The organism is Rothia nasimurium (assembly GCF_928392795.1).
GTDB lineage: Bacteria > Actinomycetota > Actinomycetes > Actinomycetales > Micrococcaceae > Rothia > Rothia nasimurium_F.
This window is the reverse complement of sequence record NZ_CAKMTJ010000003.1, coordinates 1-14475: the sequence shown is the minus strand read 5'-3', so window position 1 is coordinate 14475 and position 14475 is coordinate 1. Positions and strand designations below refer to the sequence as shown.

General features: G+C 58.0%; 17 protein-coding genes. 8 read left to right on the top strand and 9 right to left on the bottom strand.

Annotated features, from left to right (window positions below):
- Positions 1–32 precede the first annotated feature (32 nt).
- From L6963_RS04160 to L6963_RS11800, 3 genes are all read right to left on the bottom strand, one after another.
- Entirely contained in the window at positions 33–1283 is a 1251-nt protein-coding gene (locus L6963_RS04160; protein WP_237206665.1) for a L,D-transpeptidase, read from the bottom strand.
- A gap of 143 nt (positions 1284–1426) precedes the next feature.
- Entirely contained in the window at positions 1427–1690 is a 264-nt protein-coding gene (locus L6963_RS04155; protein WP_237206664.1) for a DUF3499 domain-containing protein, read from the bottom strand.
- An 18-nt stretch (positions 1691–1708) separates the two neighbouring features.
- The gene (locus L6963_RS11800; RefSeq protein WP_272878946.1) at positions 1709–2182 is read right to left on the bottom strand and encodes a WhiB family transcriptional regulator; all 474 of its coding nucleotides are present in this window, start codon (positions 2180–2182) and stop codon (positions 1709–1711) included.
- Positions 2183–2395: 213 nt separating this feature from the next.
- Here L6963_RS11800 and L6963_RS04145 point away from each other — a divergent pair, with 213 nt between their 5' ends.
- The gene (locus tag L6963_RS04145) at positions 2396–3148 is read left to right on the top strand and encodes a TIGR03089 family protein (protein ID WP_237206663.1); all 753 of its coding nucleotides are present in this window, start codon (positions 2396–2398) and stop codon (positions 3146–3148) included.
- Here the strand turns inward: L6963_RS04145 and L6963_RS04140 are convergent.
- Complete coding sequence (locus L6963_RS04140; RefSeq protein ID WP_237206662.1) at positions 3096–3671, bottom strand: GtrA family protein; 576 nt, start codon at positions 3669–3671, stop codon at positions 3096–3098. The genes L6963_RS04145 and L6963_RS04140 overlap by 53 nt on opposite strands.
- 285 nt (positions 3672–3956) lie before the next feature.
- Between L6963_RS04140 and L6963_RS04135 the strand changes: the two genes are divergently transcribed.
- The 4 genes from L6963_RS04135 to L6963_RS04120 all read left to right on the top strand — a co-directional run bounded on the left by L6963_RS04135 (position 3957) and on the right by L6963_RS04120 (position 8631).
- Positions 3957–5138, top strand: a complete 1182-nt coding sequence (locus L6963_RS04135; RefSeq protein ID WP_237206661.1) for a 5-(carboxyamino)imidazole ribonucleotide synthase — start codon at positions 3957–3959, stop codon at positions 5136–5138.
- Between the two features lie 71 nt (positions 5139–5209).
- Positions 5210–5854 (top strand): 5-(carboxyamino)imidazole ribonucleotide mutase, encoded by a 645-nt coding sequence (purE, locus tag L6963_RS04130; protein WP_237187140.1) that lies wholly within the window; start codon positions 5210–5212, stop codon positions 5852–5854.
- 155 nt (positions 5855–6009) lie between these two features.
- On the top strand, positions 6010–7575 hold the full coding sequence (locus tag L6963_RS04125) for an LCP family protein (protein ID WP_237206660.1): 1566 nt from the start codon (positions 6010–6012) through the stop codon (positions 7573–7575).
- Positions 7576–7611: 36 nt separating this feature from the next.
- Positions 7612–8631, top strand: a complete 1020-nt coding sequence (locus L6963_RS04120; RefSeq protein ID WP_237197516.1) for a lipid II:glycine glycyltransferase FemX — start codon at positions 7612–7614, stop codon at positions 8629–8631.
- A gap of 143 nt (positions 8632–8774) precedes the next feature.
- Here L6963_RS04120 and glpX read toward each other — a convergent pair whose 3' ends face one another.
- The gene (gene glpX, locus L6963_RS04115; protein WP_237205912.1) at positions 8775–9770 is read right to left on the bottom strand and encodes a class II fructose-bisphosphatase; all 996 of its coding nucleotides are present in this window, start codon (positions 9768–9770) and stop codon (positions 8775–8777) included.
- Between the two features lie 189 nt (positions 9771–9959).
- Between glpX and L6963_RS04110 the strand changes: the two genes are divergently transcribed.
- Positions 9960–10655 (top strand): DUF4245 domain-containing protein, encoded by a 696-nt coding sequence (locus L6963_RS04110; protein ID WP_237206659.1) that lies wholly within the window; start codon positions 9960–9962, stop codon positions 10653–10655.
- A 99-nt stretch (positions 10656–10754) separates the two neighbouring features.
- Entirely contained in the window at positions 10755–11396 is a 642-nt protein-coding gene (locus L6963_RS04105; protein WP_237189783.1) for a carbonic anhydrase, read from the top strand.
- Positions 11397–11414: 18 nt separating this feature from the next.
- On the opposite strand, the gene L6963_RS04100 is transcribed toward L6963_RS04105, so the two are convergent.
- Positions 11415–12191 carry a transposase gene (locus tag L6963_RS04100; protein WP_237197523.1) on the bottom strand — a complete coding sequence of 259 codons (777 nt, stop codon included), beginning with the start codon at positions 12189–12191 and terminating at the stop codon, positions 11415–11417.
- A gap of 269 nt (positions 12192–12460) precedes the next feature.
- Between L6963_RS04100 and L6963_RS04095 the strand changes: the two genes are divergently transcribed.
- The gene (locus tag L6963_RS04095; protein ID WP_237197525.1) at positions 12461–12838 is read left to right on the top strand and encodes a hypothetical protein; all 378 of its coding nucleotides are present in this window, start codon (positions 12461–12463) and stop codon (positions 12836–12838) included.
- A gap of 126 nt (positions 12839–12964) precedes the next feature.
- On the opposite strand, the gene L6963_RS04090 is transcribed toward L6963_RS04095, so the two are convergent.
- From L6963_RS04090 to L6963_RS04080, 3 genes are all read right to left on the bottom strand, one after another.
- Positions 12965–13336, bottom strand: coding sequence for a hypothetical protein (locus L6963_RS04090; RefSeq protein WP_237197527.1), 372 nt, complete (start codon positions 13334–13336; stop codon positions 12965–12967).
- A gap of 37 nt (positions 13337–13373) precedes the next feature.
- Positions 13374–13631: a hypothetical protein gene (locus tag L6963_RS04085; RefSeq protein WP_237197529.1), complete on the bottom strand. Its 258-nt coding sequence runs from the start codon at positions 13629–13631 to the stop codon at positions 13374–13376.
- Between the two features lie 64 nt (positions 13632–13695).
- Complete coding sequence (locus L6963_RS04080) at positions 13696–14343, bottom strand: IS3 family transposase (protein ID WP_272878947.1); 648 nt, start codon at positions 14341–14343, stop codon at positions 13696–13698.
- Positions 14344–14475 lie beyond the last annotated feature (132 nt).

Here is a 14475-nt window from a genome sequence, read left to right as displayed (position 1 = left end):
GTTTTACAGTCTGTGCCGGTTAGGCTCTGGTCTTACCAGTTACCCTTCCAGTTTGAGTCGTGGTAGTTGGCGAAGGGGATGTTCCAGTCGCCGTAGCCGTCATCGGGGTCAGCCTGGGGGTAGCCGGTGTTAACGGTCTCCACCACATCGCCTACGCCGAAGGTGTTGTAGAAGAACTTAGCGTCATCGGGCAGCATACCGATGCAGCCGTGGGAGACGTTCACACGGCCTACCGAAGACCAGGCTGAGGGCAGGGCCTGGTGCACGAATACGCCGCCGGAGGTCAGGCGGGAGGTCCAGGAGGCCCAGAAGGGTTCGTAGTAGTGGGGGTCGTTCACGTCCAGGTTGAGGGAGCCGGGGTTGAAGTAGTAGCTCTCGGCCTTTTCCATGATGACCAGCTGGCCAACAACTGAGGGCCACTCGGAGTTGCCCAGGGTGATGTAGGATTCGCGCACCATGACATCATCAACATACATCTTGATGGTCTTGGTGTTGTTGTCTGCAAAAGCGTAGCGCTTGTTCCAGGTCTTGAAAGTACGGGTGGTGGTGTGGTTGCCAATCATGCCGTTGCCCACGTCAAGGCCGAAAATATCGACGGTAACGGAGATGGTGGAGTTGGTGGCCCACTTGTCTTCGGGGCGGTAGCGCACCATGTAGTCGCTGTACCAGCGGAACTTACCGGCCTGGTCGCCACCACCTTTGACGGTAATACGCTTTTCTACCTCAGCCTTGTTCAGAATCGGCTCGGAGAAGTTGAACTGGATGATTTTACCGATGCCGTAGGTAGTGCCCTCGTCGAAGTTCATGAGGGTGTCTACTTCGTAGGCGGCTGAGACGGTGGAGAAGGTGCTTTCACCGGTGCCCGCGGTGCCTGCGGTGTCTTCGGCTTCCCATTCGACGGTGTAATCGCTGTGGAAGAGCATGCGGTCGGTGGAGGCCCAGCTCTTACCGTCTGCTGCCAGTTCGCCGGCAAGTTCTTCGCCCTTTGCGGTGGTGACGGTGACCTTGGTGAGGGTCGAGTCAGCGGTGGTGACGGTGACGGTCTCGATGGGGTTGATTTCTACCTCGTCGAGGGCGGGGTAAACCTCTACAGTGCCGGAGAACTTGGCAGTGGGGCTGGGGGTGGCGCTTGCGGTAGCACTCGCGCTACTGGTCTCGCTGCTGGCGGTGGTGCTCTCTGAGGTGGAGCAGGCTGCCAGGGTCACGGTGCCCAGGGCTCCGACGGCTACGAAGGACCGGCGGGTAAAGGCGTCTCGGTTGGCTGCGTTGATGGGGTTGACCACGAACTTATCTTCCTTATGTCACGTACTGTGGGCGCGCGTGTGTTGTGTGCTCGTCAAAGTTTATCGGATGGGGGCTGTTTTTGATATAGCGGCTACAAGAAAACCCGTTGGCGGAAGGCCAACGGGTTGCGCGGGCTCAGGTTTTAGACTGAGCGCAGGGGCGGGTAGGACGCGTCCGCCTGCTCTTCGTTCTCGGGGCTGGTAACGGGGGCGTCCAGGCGCACGACGTCCCACCCCTGCGGGGCGGTGAGACGGTCAGCGTGGAATTCGCACAGGTCGTAGGCGTGGGGCTCCCGGTGCACCGAGAGGGGGCCAATCACAGCGGTTGACTGGGCGTAGGCATAGGTGAGCGTGAAAATAGCCTCACGCTGGCAGGTCTGGCGTGAGCACTGGCGGGTGATTGCCATGAATCAAGCCCTTCTTTCTTAGATAGCTTGCTTGCGGAGGCGGCGGCGTTCACGCTCTGATAAGCCGCCCCAGATACCGAAGCGCTCGTCGTTTTCCATGGCGTATTCTAGGCAGGCTTCGCGAACGGGGCATTCGCTGCATACTCGCTTAGCGTCGCGGGTTGATCCGCCCTTTTCAGGGAAGAAGGCCTCGGGGTCGGTCTGGGCGCAGAGGGCATCTGCCTGCCAAGAGAGTTCGCCGTCGTCACCGTCTGTGCTGTAGATACCGGCGGCCTGCTGCCAGAGGGAGAGGGCCTCGGAGTCGGTAGAGAACATATCGGTAGCTGAGCTACTGGCAAGTGAGCTTGCTCGGCCGCGGCCTTTGGGGGCGGCAGCATTGAGCAAGGCGGTAGCCTGGTCTTCTAAATACTGGGCAGAGTGCATAGTGTGGTACTGGGCCACATCAGGCGTGCGCCCTGCAGCGCCCTGAGGCAGGCGGCTGTGGAGGCCCATAGTCTTCCCTTTCATATCCCAAACTGAGGACAGAATAAAAAATTCCCTGCACCTAATTACACGCGTGTAACCGCCTATTCGTCAAGCTGGGATTAAAAAAATCTTCTTCACACGAGATTCTCTCACAATAATTTGCGTTTCTCTGTGGTATATGCATTTACCGCATCTGGGGCCCTCTGGCCGCGGAGCTGGCGGTGCCCTAGAGTAGGGAGCATGACAGCATCATTTTCCCAGGCAGCTTCTTCTTTCCCTCAGTTCATGAATCTTTTGGCTCAGCGGCAGTCTCCTGCCCTGCTCTGGTATTCAGCGCCGGGTGAGCGGATTGAGCTTTCGGGTCGGGTTTTTGACAACTGGGTCGCAAAGACCGCTAATTTTTTGGTTGATGAGTGTGAGGTAGAGCCCGGTTCCCTACTGGCGCTCCCCCAGCGCCTGCACTGGCGGTCGCTAGTTTTAGCAGCAGCTGGTCTGCGGGTAGGGGCAACCTTGACGTGGGAGCTGCAGGCGGGGGCGGACGTCCGCGCCGCCTTTGATACGGCAGAGCTAGAGGGGGCCGAGGCAGAATATCTGCTGGCTGTAGCCGCCGAGCCGCTGGCGCCCCGATTTATGGGGCAGCTACCGCCTGATGTACTTGATTATGCCGCTGAGGTGAGGTCCCACCCCGACGTCTATGTGGGCTGGGCTGCCCCAGCAGCAGAGGGGCAGGCATGGGCTGGCATCAGCTATGGCCGGTTGATGGAGCAGCTTACCGAGCAGGCTACGGCCCTGACTACCGAATATGAGCACGAAGTAGCCGCCCTCCAGGTTCCAGGTGAACTTTTTGATGCCGCTTACCTAGAGCAGGCCCTGGCGGTCATGGCTTCAGGCCGGGCAGCTCTGGTTCTCGATCCGGCGGTGACCTGGGAGCAGGAGCGTCTTAGTCGAGTTTTGGGCGACGAACGGGCCCGGTCTCTGCCTTCTCAACGATAGGCAGGGAGCCGGTCATAATCTTGGTAGCCTCTTCGATCAGCTCGGCCCGCTTTTCTTCGGAGGTCTTATCGCCGTTATGGCTCCTGCTCTGTGAGAAGACCCAGAACTTGTAGAGGAAATAGCGCACGATGGTGCCCAAGATGGTACCGATGATGGTGCCCGAGATAAAGGACGCCCGCGGGCTGGTTAGACCCAGTACGTAGAGGCTAAAGAGCACGCAGGAGGCCTCGATACCGATACCGATGGCGTTGACGATGCCGAATTCGATAGCCTCACGCACCTTGTTACCGGTGCGTTTTTCGCGGAAGGTCCACAGGCGGTTCACCACCCAAGAGAAGATGGTGGCGACAATACCGGCTACAACCTTGGCTTTGGCATGCCCATCGGACAAGATGGAGTGCATCAGCGTCCAATAAATCACCGAGTTAATGATGAAGGCCAGGCCACCGACACTCAGGAACTGGGCTATCTCCCGGCCGTGACTGTGCCACAGGGTCTCTAGGCGCTGCTTGAGCGAGCTCATGGTTTTCTCCCTAAGTCTTCTGGTGCGGGCCCCTCCCGGCGGGAACGTGCATGAGTTCGGCAGGGAGCCTGGGGCGCACTGACTGAACTGGGGAGCAGGTCTTTTCTGTTCACATAGTACAGGCGCTATGGGCCCGGTGCCCTCCTGGCAGGGGTAGTATTTTGCTCACAGATTGCGGGGCATTGCCTGGGAACTGACCCCGGTGCCTCTGGGCCTGTTCAGCATGTAGCTGGGGCTTTTACAAGCACCGTGTGCCCAGGTAGCCTAGTGACTGTGACTTACCCTATGACTGGACCAAAAATTGGTGTTGTAGGTGGCGGCCAGCTGGCGCGCATGATGGCGCCCGCCGCTACCGAACTTGGCTTCGACCTTCGTATTCTGGCTGAGAGCGAGGACGTCTGTGCTCGCCGGGCGGTGCCCTTGGCACCGGTGGGTGACTACCGGGACTACGATACCCTGGCAGCTTTTGCCCGTGAGGTTGATGTGCTCACCTTTGATCATGAGCATGTGCCCACCGATTTTCTGCAGCGTCTGATGGATGAGGGTGTTAACGTACAGCCCCGCCCCGCTGCCCTGGTTCACGCCCAGGACAAGATTGAGATGCGCAAGGCTGTTGACCGCCTGGGTTTGCCTAACCCCCGCTGGGCCGAGGTTCGTACCCTCGATGAGCTGCTTACTTTCGGCAAGGAGGGCGGCTGGCCGGTTGTGCTGAAGACCCCGCGGGGTGGCTATGACGGTAAGGGCGTGATGGTGCTCGATAATGAGCAGGACGCCCGCGCAAAATCGGCCCCCTGGTTTGAGCAACTGCCTGACCGCACCGATTTTTCAGCCCTGCTGGTAGAGGAAAAGGTTCCTTTTACCCGCGAGCTCTCTGCTCTGGTAGCCCGTCGTGATTCTGGGCAGGTTATAGCCTGGCCCGTAGCTGAGTCCATTCAGGTGAACTCGGTCTGCGACGAAGTCATTGCACCTGCCCCCGGCATCTCCCCCAAGGTAGCAGAAGCAGCCCAGGCAGCCGCCCTTAAAGTTGCAACCGAGTTGGGCGTTACCGGTGTGATGGCCGCTGAACTCTTTGAGGTTCCCGGCTCTGTAGCGGGCTTCCTCATTAACGAGTTCGCCATGCGCCCCCACAACTCCGGCCACTGGACCCAGGACGGATCCGTCACCAGCCAGTTCGAACAGCACCTGCGAGCCGTTGCTAACTACCCCCTGGGTAACACCGACATCAAGGGCGAAGTCGCCCTGATGAAGAATTTCTTGGGCGGCACTAACGACGATATCTTCGGTGTCTACCCGCAGCTTATGGAAGACTACCCGGCAGCCAAGGTCCACTACTACGGCAAGGCGGTAAAGCCCGGCCGCAAGATTGGGCACATCAATATGACCGGCCCCGCCAACGAGCTCCCCGCCCTCCGCCAGCAGGCTACCGCGGCAGCCTCCCTGCTCACCGACGGCCCTTCTACCCCCTAACCCCGCGGAATCAGCCCGGCCCTACCCAGGTGGGGCGGGCGTCCGCACCACCCCTAGTTTCAAGGAGCAACATGACCTCCCCCTACGACTCCAATAACCCCATTGTCGGCATCGTGATGGGCTCAGACTCAGACTGGCCGGTCATGGAAGCAGCAGCTGAAGTCCTCGAAGAATTCGGTATCCCCTACGAAGCAGACGTGGTCTCAGCTCACCGCATGCCCGAAGACATGATTGCCTACGGGCGTGAAGCAGCAGACCGCGGTATCCGCGTCATCATTGCAGGTGCCGGCGGTGCAGCCCACCTGCCTGGCATGCTGGCCTCTGTTACCCCCCTGCCCGTTATCGGTGTGCCGGTCAAGCTCAAGTCTCTCGACGGCATGGATTCGCTCCTGTCGATTGTGCAGATGCCTGCCGGCGTGCCCGTCGCGACCGTCTCCATCAACGGCGCCCGCAACGCCGGCCTGCTAGCCCTGCGTATGCTCGGTTCAGGCAGCGACGGCTTTGCCCGCCAGGTACGGGCCGACCTCGTAGACTTCGCCGCTTCCCTGCGCCAGACCGCCATGGACAAGGGTGCCGCTCTGCGCGCCAAGGTTGAAGAGCACAAGGCAGAACTCGATGGTGAAGGGGCCGCCCCCAACGCACCCGCACAGCCGCTCACCGCTCCCGCCCACAATGACGAACGGGACGGCCAGCAAAAGACCCCCTACGCGCCCTAACCCCCTGCCCAGCGGCTCCTGCCTGCCCCTCGGCAAGTTCAGGAAGACCGCTCCGGGAGCACCCAGCTTCTTTCAGTAGTGTGGTTGAGTAGATACCAAGATACTCAACCACACTCAGTTATTTTTTAGGCCCACCACGCCAGGGAGGCAAACACATGTCCGGTGAGCGCAAGCGCCCACGCTCCGCAGCCCCTATCACGGGTGTCAGGGGACGAGGTCAGCACCTGGTAGAACCTACCTACACCGATCCGCTGAAACACCCCGAAGCGGCATCGGCATCCGTCCGTACCCGCCGGGCCTGGGTCTTGCTCCTGCTCACCCTCTTCCTCCCGGGCTCTGCCCAACTACTGACCGGGCAGAAGACTCTGGGGCGCCGGGCACTAAAGGTTACCTTCACTGTCTGGGGTCTTGTGCTAGCTCTACTACTACTCTGGACGCTCCGCCGCACCCTCGTGCTTTCCCTGGTCACCAATACCTGGGTACTGCTACTTGTGGCGGCGGCCCTTGTGGGCCTAGCTATTGGCTGGGTCTACCTCTTCCTAGCAACCCTGCGTGCCATTCGACCGGGCCTACTCGAAGGCCGCTCTAAACCCCTGGTCACTCTTGCCCTCGTTGCCTGCATCGCCCTCACCGGCGGCGGGCTAGGCTACGCCGCCTACATCACCTGGGTAGGACGCGGCGCCCTCGGCAACATCTTCGCCGGCGGCACCCCCATCAAGGAACAGGACGGCCGCTACAACATCCTGCTCATGGGTGGGGACGCCGGCGCCGACCGCGTGGGCCGCCGCCCCGACTCCATGACCGTAGTATCCATCGACGCAACCACCGGCCAGGCCATCACCATCTCAGTACCCCGCAACCTACAAAACGCCATCTTTGAAGACGGCTCCCCCCTCTGGGAGGTTTACCCGACTGGTTTCGACTGCGGTGACGAATGCATCCTCAACGCCCTCTACCCCACCGTCACCGCCGACTACGCTGACCTCTACCCCGGAGCCGACGACCCCGGCGCCGAAGCAACCATGGATGCTGTATCAGGTATCCTCGGTATCACCGTCGAGAACTACATCCTCATCGACATGTCGGGCTTTGAGCAGCTCATCGACGCCCTGGGCGGCATCACCATCGACGTAGGTGGCTACGTTCCCATCGGCGGCGGCACCAACGAAATTACCGGCCTGCCCAACCCCATCGACGGCTACATCGAACCCGGTGTACAGCACCTCGACGGCTTCCACGCCCTCTGGTACGCCCGCTCCCGCGAAGGAGCCTCAGACTACGACCGTCAAGCCCGCCAACGCTGCGTACAGGCAGCTATGCTCAAGCAGCTCGACCCCGCCAACGTACTCACCAAATTCGCAGACATCACCGCAGCCGGCGAACAGGTCATCGAAACCAACATCCCCCAAAACGGCCTCGCAGCCCTTGGGGACGTTGCCCTCAAATCCAAAAACTACGACCTGATCCAGTTCGCAGCAGGCCCACCCTACTTCGACACCAGCTTCCCCACCTACCCCGACTTCGACCAGCTCCACACCGCAGTCCAGCAGGTCATTGCAGACTCAGCCTCAGGCGTCCAGCCCACCGTCACCACCGCAGCTGCCTCAAGCACCGGCTCAGCAGCGTCCGGCCCCTCAGGCCTCGACGTGATTGAAACCGCCGCCTACCGCGCGCAGCTCACCTCAGAACTCAGCGAGAACGGTACCTGCTCGGTCCCCTAACCCCACGACCTACAGCAAAACGGTAAGCTGGTGCCCATGAGTACAATTCTGCAGTCAGATATTTGGGCCCAGCTCCAAGAAGCCAACGGCCATCAGGTCTTCCGTGGCGAAGGTAAAGGCTGGCGTTACATGGCCACTCTTGAAGGCGGCTCCACCGGCCGCTACCTCTACGCCCCCTACGGGCCCGAAGCCGACAGCGCTGCCGCCTTCGACGCAGCCATCGCAGATATGAAACGCGTAGCAACCGACAACAAATGCTGGTTCATCCGCATTGAGCCCATCAATGACGCAATCTGGGGTTCCCAGAGCGGCGAAGCCTTCCTCGCCGCCCGCGGATTCACCCTCTCACCCCGCCAGGTGCAGCCCTCACACACTCAGATTATTGATCTCACCCAATCTGAAGATCAGATTCTGAAAGACATGAAATCGACCAACCGCAACCTGCACCGCAACATCCACAAGAAGGGTGTAACCTTCGAAAAGTCCCAGAACCCCGCAGATATAAAGATTCTGCTCAAGTATCTCGACGAAACCGCCGGTCGCGCTGGCTTCAACCGCCAGCAGGACGACTACCTCACCCGCGTCGCCCAGGTACTCATGCCAGCGGACGCCGCGGCCCTCTTCATCGCCAAGGTAGACGGTGAGCCTATCGGAGCCTCCCTCACCTACGATTCAGACGACACCCGCGTCTACGCCCACGCAGCAACCTCCTTTGCCCACAGGAAACTTCAGGTAGGTAACCCCCTGCTCTCCACCATCATCCTGGACGCCAAAGAAAAGGGCCTGACCTACATGGACCTCTTCGGCATCGCCCCCAACGACGACCCCAACCACGAATGGGCTGGCTTCACCAAGTTCAAGAAGTCCTTCGGCGGCACCTCGGTAGCCTACCCCGGCACCTGGGACCTGCCCGTCTCAACCGCTGGCTACAAGGCCTACCAGGGCATCCGCGCAGGCCGCGAAGCCCTAGCTCAGGGCAAGAAGTTCGCCACCGGCACCCTGCTCCCCAAGGCCAAGGACGCCGTCGGTAAGGTTCGGGCGCGTATCGGTAAATAAGGGATAGATATAGGGGCAGGGGCAGATGCACCCCGCCGACAGCCGCTCTCGCTGGCTCGTGAACTCGCAAGCGATTCACCGCCAGCCCCGGTCCACGTCGGCTTCGGGCGCATCTGCCCCTGCCCTTATGTGAAGCTAAATTCCTAACGATTCATGGTCCCGGCGATCATTGCCGAGTAGCGGGAGAGCTTGTGCTCAGCCTCAATCAGGCGCACGGTGCCTGACTTAGAACGCATGACCAGGGACTGGGTGGTGACGGTGTCGCGACCGTAACGCACACCGCGCAGGAGCTTACCGTCGGTGATGCCGGTTGCGGCGAAGAAGCAGTTATCGGTGGTAACCAGTTCGTCGGTGGTCAGCACCGCGTCCAGGTCATGGCCAGCGTCCAGGGCCTTCTGGCGTTCAGCGTCATCGATAGGGGCAAGACGACCCTGGATAATGCCGCCGGTGGCCTTGATAGCGCAGGCAGCCACGATACCCTCAGGGGTACCGCCGGTGCCCATCATCAAATCTACGCCAGTGCCCTCACGGCAGGCAGCAATAGCACCAGCGACGTCACCGTCAAGAATCATGCGGGTACGGGCGCCAGTTGCGCGAATCTCTTCAACGAGCTTGGCATGGCGGGGGCGATCCAGTACGCAGACGGTGAGCTGGTTAATGCTGGTGCCCTTAGCCTTAGCGACCAGGTGCAGGTTCTGCTTGACCGGCAGGCGCAAATCGACCAGGTCAGCTGCCTCGGGGCCGGTAACCAGCTTCTCCATGTAGAAGACAGCGGAAGGGTCAAACATGGTGCCGCCTTCAGCTACCGCAATGACGGAGAGCGCGTTATCCATCCCCAGAGCGGTCAGGCGGGTACCATCGATGGGGTCAACAGCAACATCGAACTTAGCTCCCGAGCCATCGCCCACCTGCTCGCCGTTGAAGAGCATGGGGGCCTCGTCCTTCTCACCCTCGCCAATCACCACGGTGCCGTTGAAGTGCACGGTCTTAAGGCGAGCGCGCATGGCATCAACAGCAGCACCGTCCGCCATGTTCTTATCGCCTGCGCCCACCAGCGGGCCCGAGGCAATAGCGGCAGCCTCGGTTGCACGCACCAGTTCCAGCGCCAGGTTACGATCTTCGTTCATTACTTCTGACATGACTCACCTTCGAGTAGCTTCTAACAGTGCCAGCTGGCTCCCTGTTATGGGGCGCTCAGCCTCCACACTCTAGAGTACTCGCTTCCCCGCCGTGTTACGGGCCGGTGCGCCCCTACTTGACACAGATGATGCCGGCAATTCTCGCTCGCAAGTGGCACAGGGCGCCCCCTTTAGACCAGAATAGAAGGCGTGACTTCATCGACTAACCCCAGCAACCAGCCCCTGCCACAGGCGTCCGCCCCTGAAACCCAGGCCCCGGACGCCACAGAGCAGGTAGTCCCACAAATTACCGAAAAGCAGGCTGCCCGCATCAATGCGCCCGCCCGCAATATGGTGATTTCGATGATCGTCATGGTGCTCTTGCTACTGCCGGTCATCTGGTTGATGCCGCAGCCCAACAAGAACCCCTACCGACCCACCGTTGACCTCCCCGTGATTGCCTACGAGGCCAGCGCCCAGGCAGGCTACCCGGTTGCAGCCGCCGAGCAGGAGGGCTGGCACTACAACTACGCCCGCTGGATTAGCGGGCAGGCCGACGGCATTGACTACTGGGAGACAGGGCAGGTCACCCCCTCGAATAAATTCCTGGAGATCATTCAGGCCCGTGAGTCTAACGCCACCTGGATTGCCCAAAAGACCGGTAATGCGGTGCCTGAAGCCTCGGTGAATGTGGGGGGCCTGCAGTGGGAAGTCCGCACCCTGGTTGATCCTGACGATAAGGAAAAAATCACCACCTTCTATATCGGGGAGGTGGACGGCACCACCCTGCTGGTGAAGGGGGACGCGGAGCCGTCCGAGTACCAGGCCCTGATTGAGGCGACGATCGCCTACATGCGGGGGCCCCAGCCGACGGCTGCCCCCACCTCGTCAACCGGCATTAAGTAGGTTGGCCCCAAGCACCCCACCCGAAATGTAAGTTTGCTTACACACCTCTTGGGTGGGGTGCTTGCTATCGTTTTGCCTAGATACGGCGAAAGGAAGATCGTGAGCACCATCGAAACCCCACTCCAGGCCTGGGAGCGTCTTGTGGAGGGCAATACCCGTTTTGTGGAGGGCAACCGGTCCCACCCCAACCAGGACGCCGCCCGTCGCGCTGAGCTCGTCTCTGGCCAACACCCTTTCGCCGCCATTTTTGGGTGCGGGGATTCCCGCCTGGCTGCTGAAATTATTTTTGATCTCGGCTTGGGTGACGCCTTTGTGGTGCGGACGGCCGGGCAGGTGCTGGACGACGCGGTTCTCGGCTCCCTGGAATACGCCAGTGGTGAGCTCAAGACCCCGCTGATTATGGTGTTGGGCCATGACTCCTGTGGCGCGATTACGGCTACCCAGAAGGCTCTGGTGGAGGGTGAAATGCCCGGCGGGTTTATCCGTAACCTGGTGGAGGGTATTTTGCCGTCGGTGATTTCCCCGGCCCTGCCCGAGGGGGCCACTATCAACGATATGGTGGTGGAGCATACCCGTCAGACTGCGGCCCGGATTGCTGAGCAGTCGGGCATTATTCGTCAGCGTATTGAGGACGGCTCCCTGGCCGTCATTGGCGTTTTTTACCACCTGGCCGACGGCAAGGCCGACCTGGTCTACTCGTCCTCCCCCGAAATTGGATATGGTAAGTACAGTCAGCCTTAATAGGGAAGACACTGAGGCTTATTCAAAAGTCCCACCCGCAGCCAAAAACACCAACCCCCGCACCACCGCAAACACCCGCCCATACAACCCCAACGGCCGCCTAAACCCCGTGTGAAGAATCCGCCAAGTCTTGATGTGAGCGATAACCCGCTCCACCACCGACCGCAGCCGATTCAGCACCCGATTATTCCGCCTCTGCTCCCGACTCAGCCGCTGACCCGGCTTGCGCCTGGCCGGGGTAGCCAACCCCAACCCGATATAGCCCTTATCAGCCACAGTGCTCTCATCAAGATATCTTTCCAAGCCATGATGTTTGAAGGCGTAAGCATCATGCCTGGCCCCGGGCACCGGGTCTGTGATAGCCAGCAACTTTCCATCCAAGGTGCAAATGACTTGGTGGTTGAATCCGGCTCGTTTGTGCTTTCCAGAGAAATTTGTTTTACCAAGTGATCGCCAATTCCATGTGGGTATCAGAGTCCCGTCAACTACTAAGGACCCGGGTGCTTTGAGGCTTTCTTTCAAAGGCTGAGTCAGCGGAGTGAGAATCTTCTCCAGGGCCTTTTCGATGGTGTTGATAGCTCGTGAGACTGTCGATTGAGAGACAGCAAAAAGTTCTGCGAGGAGTTCTTCGGTGAGGTTGTGGCGGTGGTAGAGCAGGGTGATTTTGAGGGCTTGGTTGAGGGTGAGTGCTGGTGGTCTTCCGCCTGGTTTTGACCAGGTGAGGTGATGGGTGAGGGCTGTGTGTAGTGTGGCGAATTGCGTGGCTGTGAGGCCGGTTGTAGGCTGGTGTAGCAACGGTCTTGTCCGGTATGGCTTGAGGTTATTTGTAGAGATTTAACGCTCATATTTTTGCCGCGGGTGGGGCCGTTGTCTAGTTGGTGGGTGTGGGGTGCGTGTCTACTTTTGAATAAGCCTCAGTACCTAGGGGAATACGCTAGTGGATTTAGTAATTACCTTCTTACAGAAGAAGATATCAACATTGAACAGGCTAACCGAGAAGGTTTAAAAAATGTCAGCGCTGCTTTTGCTGAAAATCTGACAGAGAAAGGCAATAGGTCGAAGTAATGAAAAAATTTATATCAACAAAAACAGGAGGAATAATATTTCTAACAATTTTAGCTCTTCCTTTTTTACTTTACTCCCCAGTGGTGGATTATGTGAACAGTCGCTATGCTGAACCGAGAGAATGCACACTTGAATCCGCCAGGTTTTCAAAAGGTGGAACGTCGTCCCGAGTGGGTTCAAGTAAAAACAAAATTGCTATTGAGACTGCGGAATGCGGGACTGTTGTGGTGACTGGCATTAAGGGGAGTGAAGATTCACTTCTTGAAGATATTGATACCTTGAACTCTTATCAGGGGGAAAAATTGACGTTTATGTTTGGGCCGCTCTCTTGGAATCCTGGGAATAGGGTTGCTGAGAGTGTTACATTGCCAGATTAGAAATTTTTATAACAATAATTAATTGAGAGAGATACTTATGATTATTTCTGTTGTTAGCATGTTGCTAACTATTATCGTCTGAGCCTTATGTGGCGTACTTATTCTGCTAGGGCCTTGGATGGGTCTTTATAGACGATACCCGTAACCCAGGGCGTAGTCTCCGCCCGCAGGTAGCTGAAACGGGGGAAATATCAGGGTCACTTGCTGCCCTTGATATTGATTCAGGTCATCAGCCATCTCTTGATAAGATTTCTTGGGCTCGATGGAATAGTCTACGTAGACCGTCCCGCACTCAAGAGTGTCGATTTTGAGTTCGGTACTTGATGTTGAGATTCCGCCTGTACCGCTGGAGCTGTTAAAAACTTCAGCTGATTCGATGGTGCACTGTTTGTCTATGGGGTGGGTTTGTCGGTATTTGTTCATAAGAGGGTAGCCACCAAAAACGATTGCCCCCAAGAATAGAGTAACAACTGAAAAAACAATTTCACGCTTAGACATTTTTCCTAACTCCAAAGAACTTATTCTTACGTTAAACCTATTCACCACTCATCCGAGGAGTTGCCGGCCGAACACCATCAGCACGCCGAGTGCTAAACTCACCAGCACCACCACCAACAGTAGATTTAACACCTTCTTTGAAGGCGTCGTCCCAGGTCAAATCTTTTTCCTGAGGAGTCACCACATAATTACCCACACCCACACCAAAATCAGCAAATCGATCAGCAGTAAAGGCAGTAACCGGCCTCAATGTTTTCTCCACCAATCCTGCATCAGGGTTAGCAGAGGAAAACACTTGCTGTCGTAGCGGCGTAATCCTTGGCGACACAACTGATACGTACGTGGTTTAGTTCCGACAATTATAAGACCACTAAAGCACCATCAACCACCTCCTGCGGAGTCCGATAACCAAGACTCTGATGCAACCGACCAGCATTCCACCAAGCAACCCAAGACGCAGTCTCAACCTCCAACTGACCAACTGAAGCAAAAAGGCGATTCCTCACCAGCTCAGCCTTATAAGCACCATTCACACTCTCAGCCAGAGCATTATCATACGAATCACCAGTAGAACCGACTGATAACTGCACTCCTAGTTCTTTCAAACCAGCAGTGTAATCCTGCGCAATATACTGCGAACCACGGTCAGAATGATGCACAATCTGCGTTAGATCAGAGCCACCCTTCTTCGCTTCAAAAAGCGCCTGCTTCAACGCCGTCAAAGGCATCCCCAGAGTATGTATGGTCGAAGAAACACCCCAACCCACAACCTTCCGGGAAAACACATCAGTAATGAAGGCCGTATAGCAGAAACCTGAATAGGTTCTGATATAGGTAAAATCTGCTACCCAAAGGCGGTTAGGCGCATCAGCGGTAAAGTTACGCTGAACCAAATCAGGACGGTCATCAATCACTGTGGCCGCTCTGGTGGTCATAGGTTTACGACCCCGATGAGCACCAGCAACACCGGCTATTTTCATGAGTCGGTAGGTCTGATCCCGACCAATATCCCGGGACTGTCAGGAAAACGGTGTAAACCCTCCCAACCCCAACAGGAGAAAATAACACCATGACAACAGAACACCAACTCGCCCAAAACCTCATCACCCAAGCCAAAGAACAAGGCCTAGACCTCAGCA

Coding starts and splice junctions, on each gene's coding strand:
- L6963_RS04145 (WP_237206663.1), top strand. CDS start 2,396: ATGACAGCATCATTTTCCCAGGCAGCTTCTTCTTTCCCTCAGTTCATG.
- purE (WP_237187140.1), top strand. CDS start 5,210: ATGACCTCCCCCTACGACTCCAATAACCCCATTGTCGGCATCGTGATG.
- L6963_RS04135 (WP_237206661.1), top strand. CDS start 3,957: ATGACTGGACCAAAAATTGGTGTTGTAGGTGGCGGCCAGCTGGCGCGC.
- L6963_RS04125 (WP_237206660.1), top strand. CDS start 6,010: ATGTCCGGTGAGCGCAAGCGCCCACGCTCCGCAGCCCCTATCACGGGT.
- glpX (WP_237205912.1), bottom strand. CDS start 9,770: ATGTCAGAAGTAATGAACGAAGATCGTAACCTGGCGCTGGAACTGGTG.
- L6963_RS04120 (WP_237197516.1), top strand. CDS start 7,612: ATGAGTACAATTCTGCAGTCAGATATTTGGGCCCAGCTCCAAGAAGCC.
- L6963_RS04095 (WP_237197525.1), top strand. CDS start 12,461: ATGAAAAAATTTATATCAACAAAAACAGGAGGAATAATATTTCTAACA.
- L6963_RS04140 (WP_237206662.1), bottom strand. CDS start 3,671: ATGAGCTCGCTCAAGCAGCGCCTAGAGACCCTGTGGCACAGTCACGGC.
- L6963_RS11800 (WP_272878946.1), bottom strand. CDS start 2,182: ATGGGCCTCCACAGCCGCCTGCCTCAGGGCGCTGCAGGGCGCACGCCT.
- L6963_RS04155 (WP_237206664.1), bottom strand. CDS start 1,690: ATGGCAATCACCCGCCAGTGCTCACGCCAGACCTGCCAGCGTGAGGCT.
- L6963_RS04090 (WP_237197527.1), bottom strand. CDS start 13,336: ATGTCTAAGCGTGAAATTGTTTTTTCAGTTGTTACTCTATTCTTGGGG.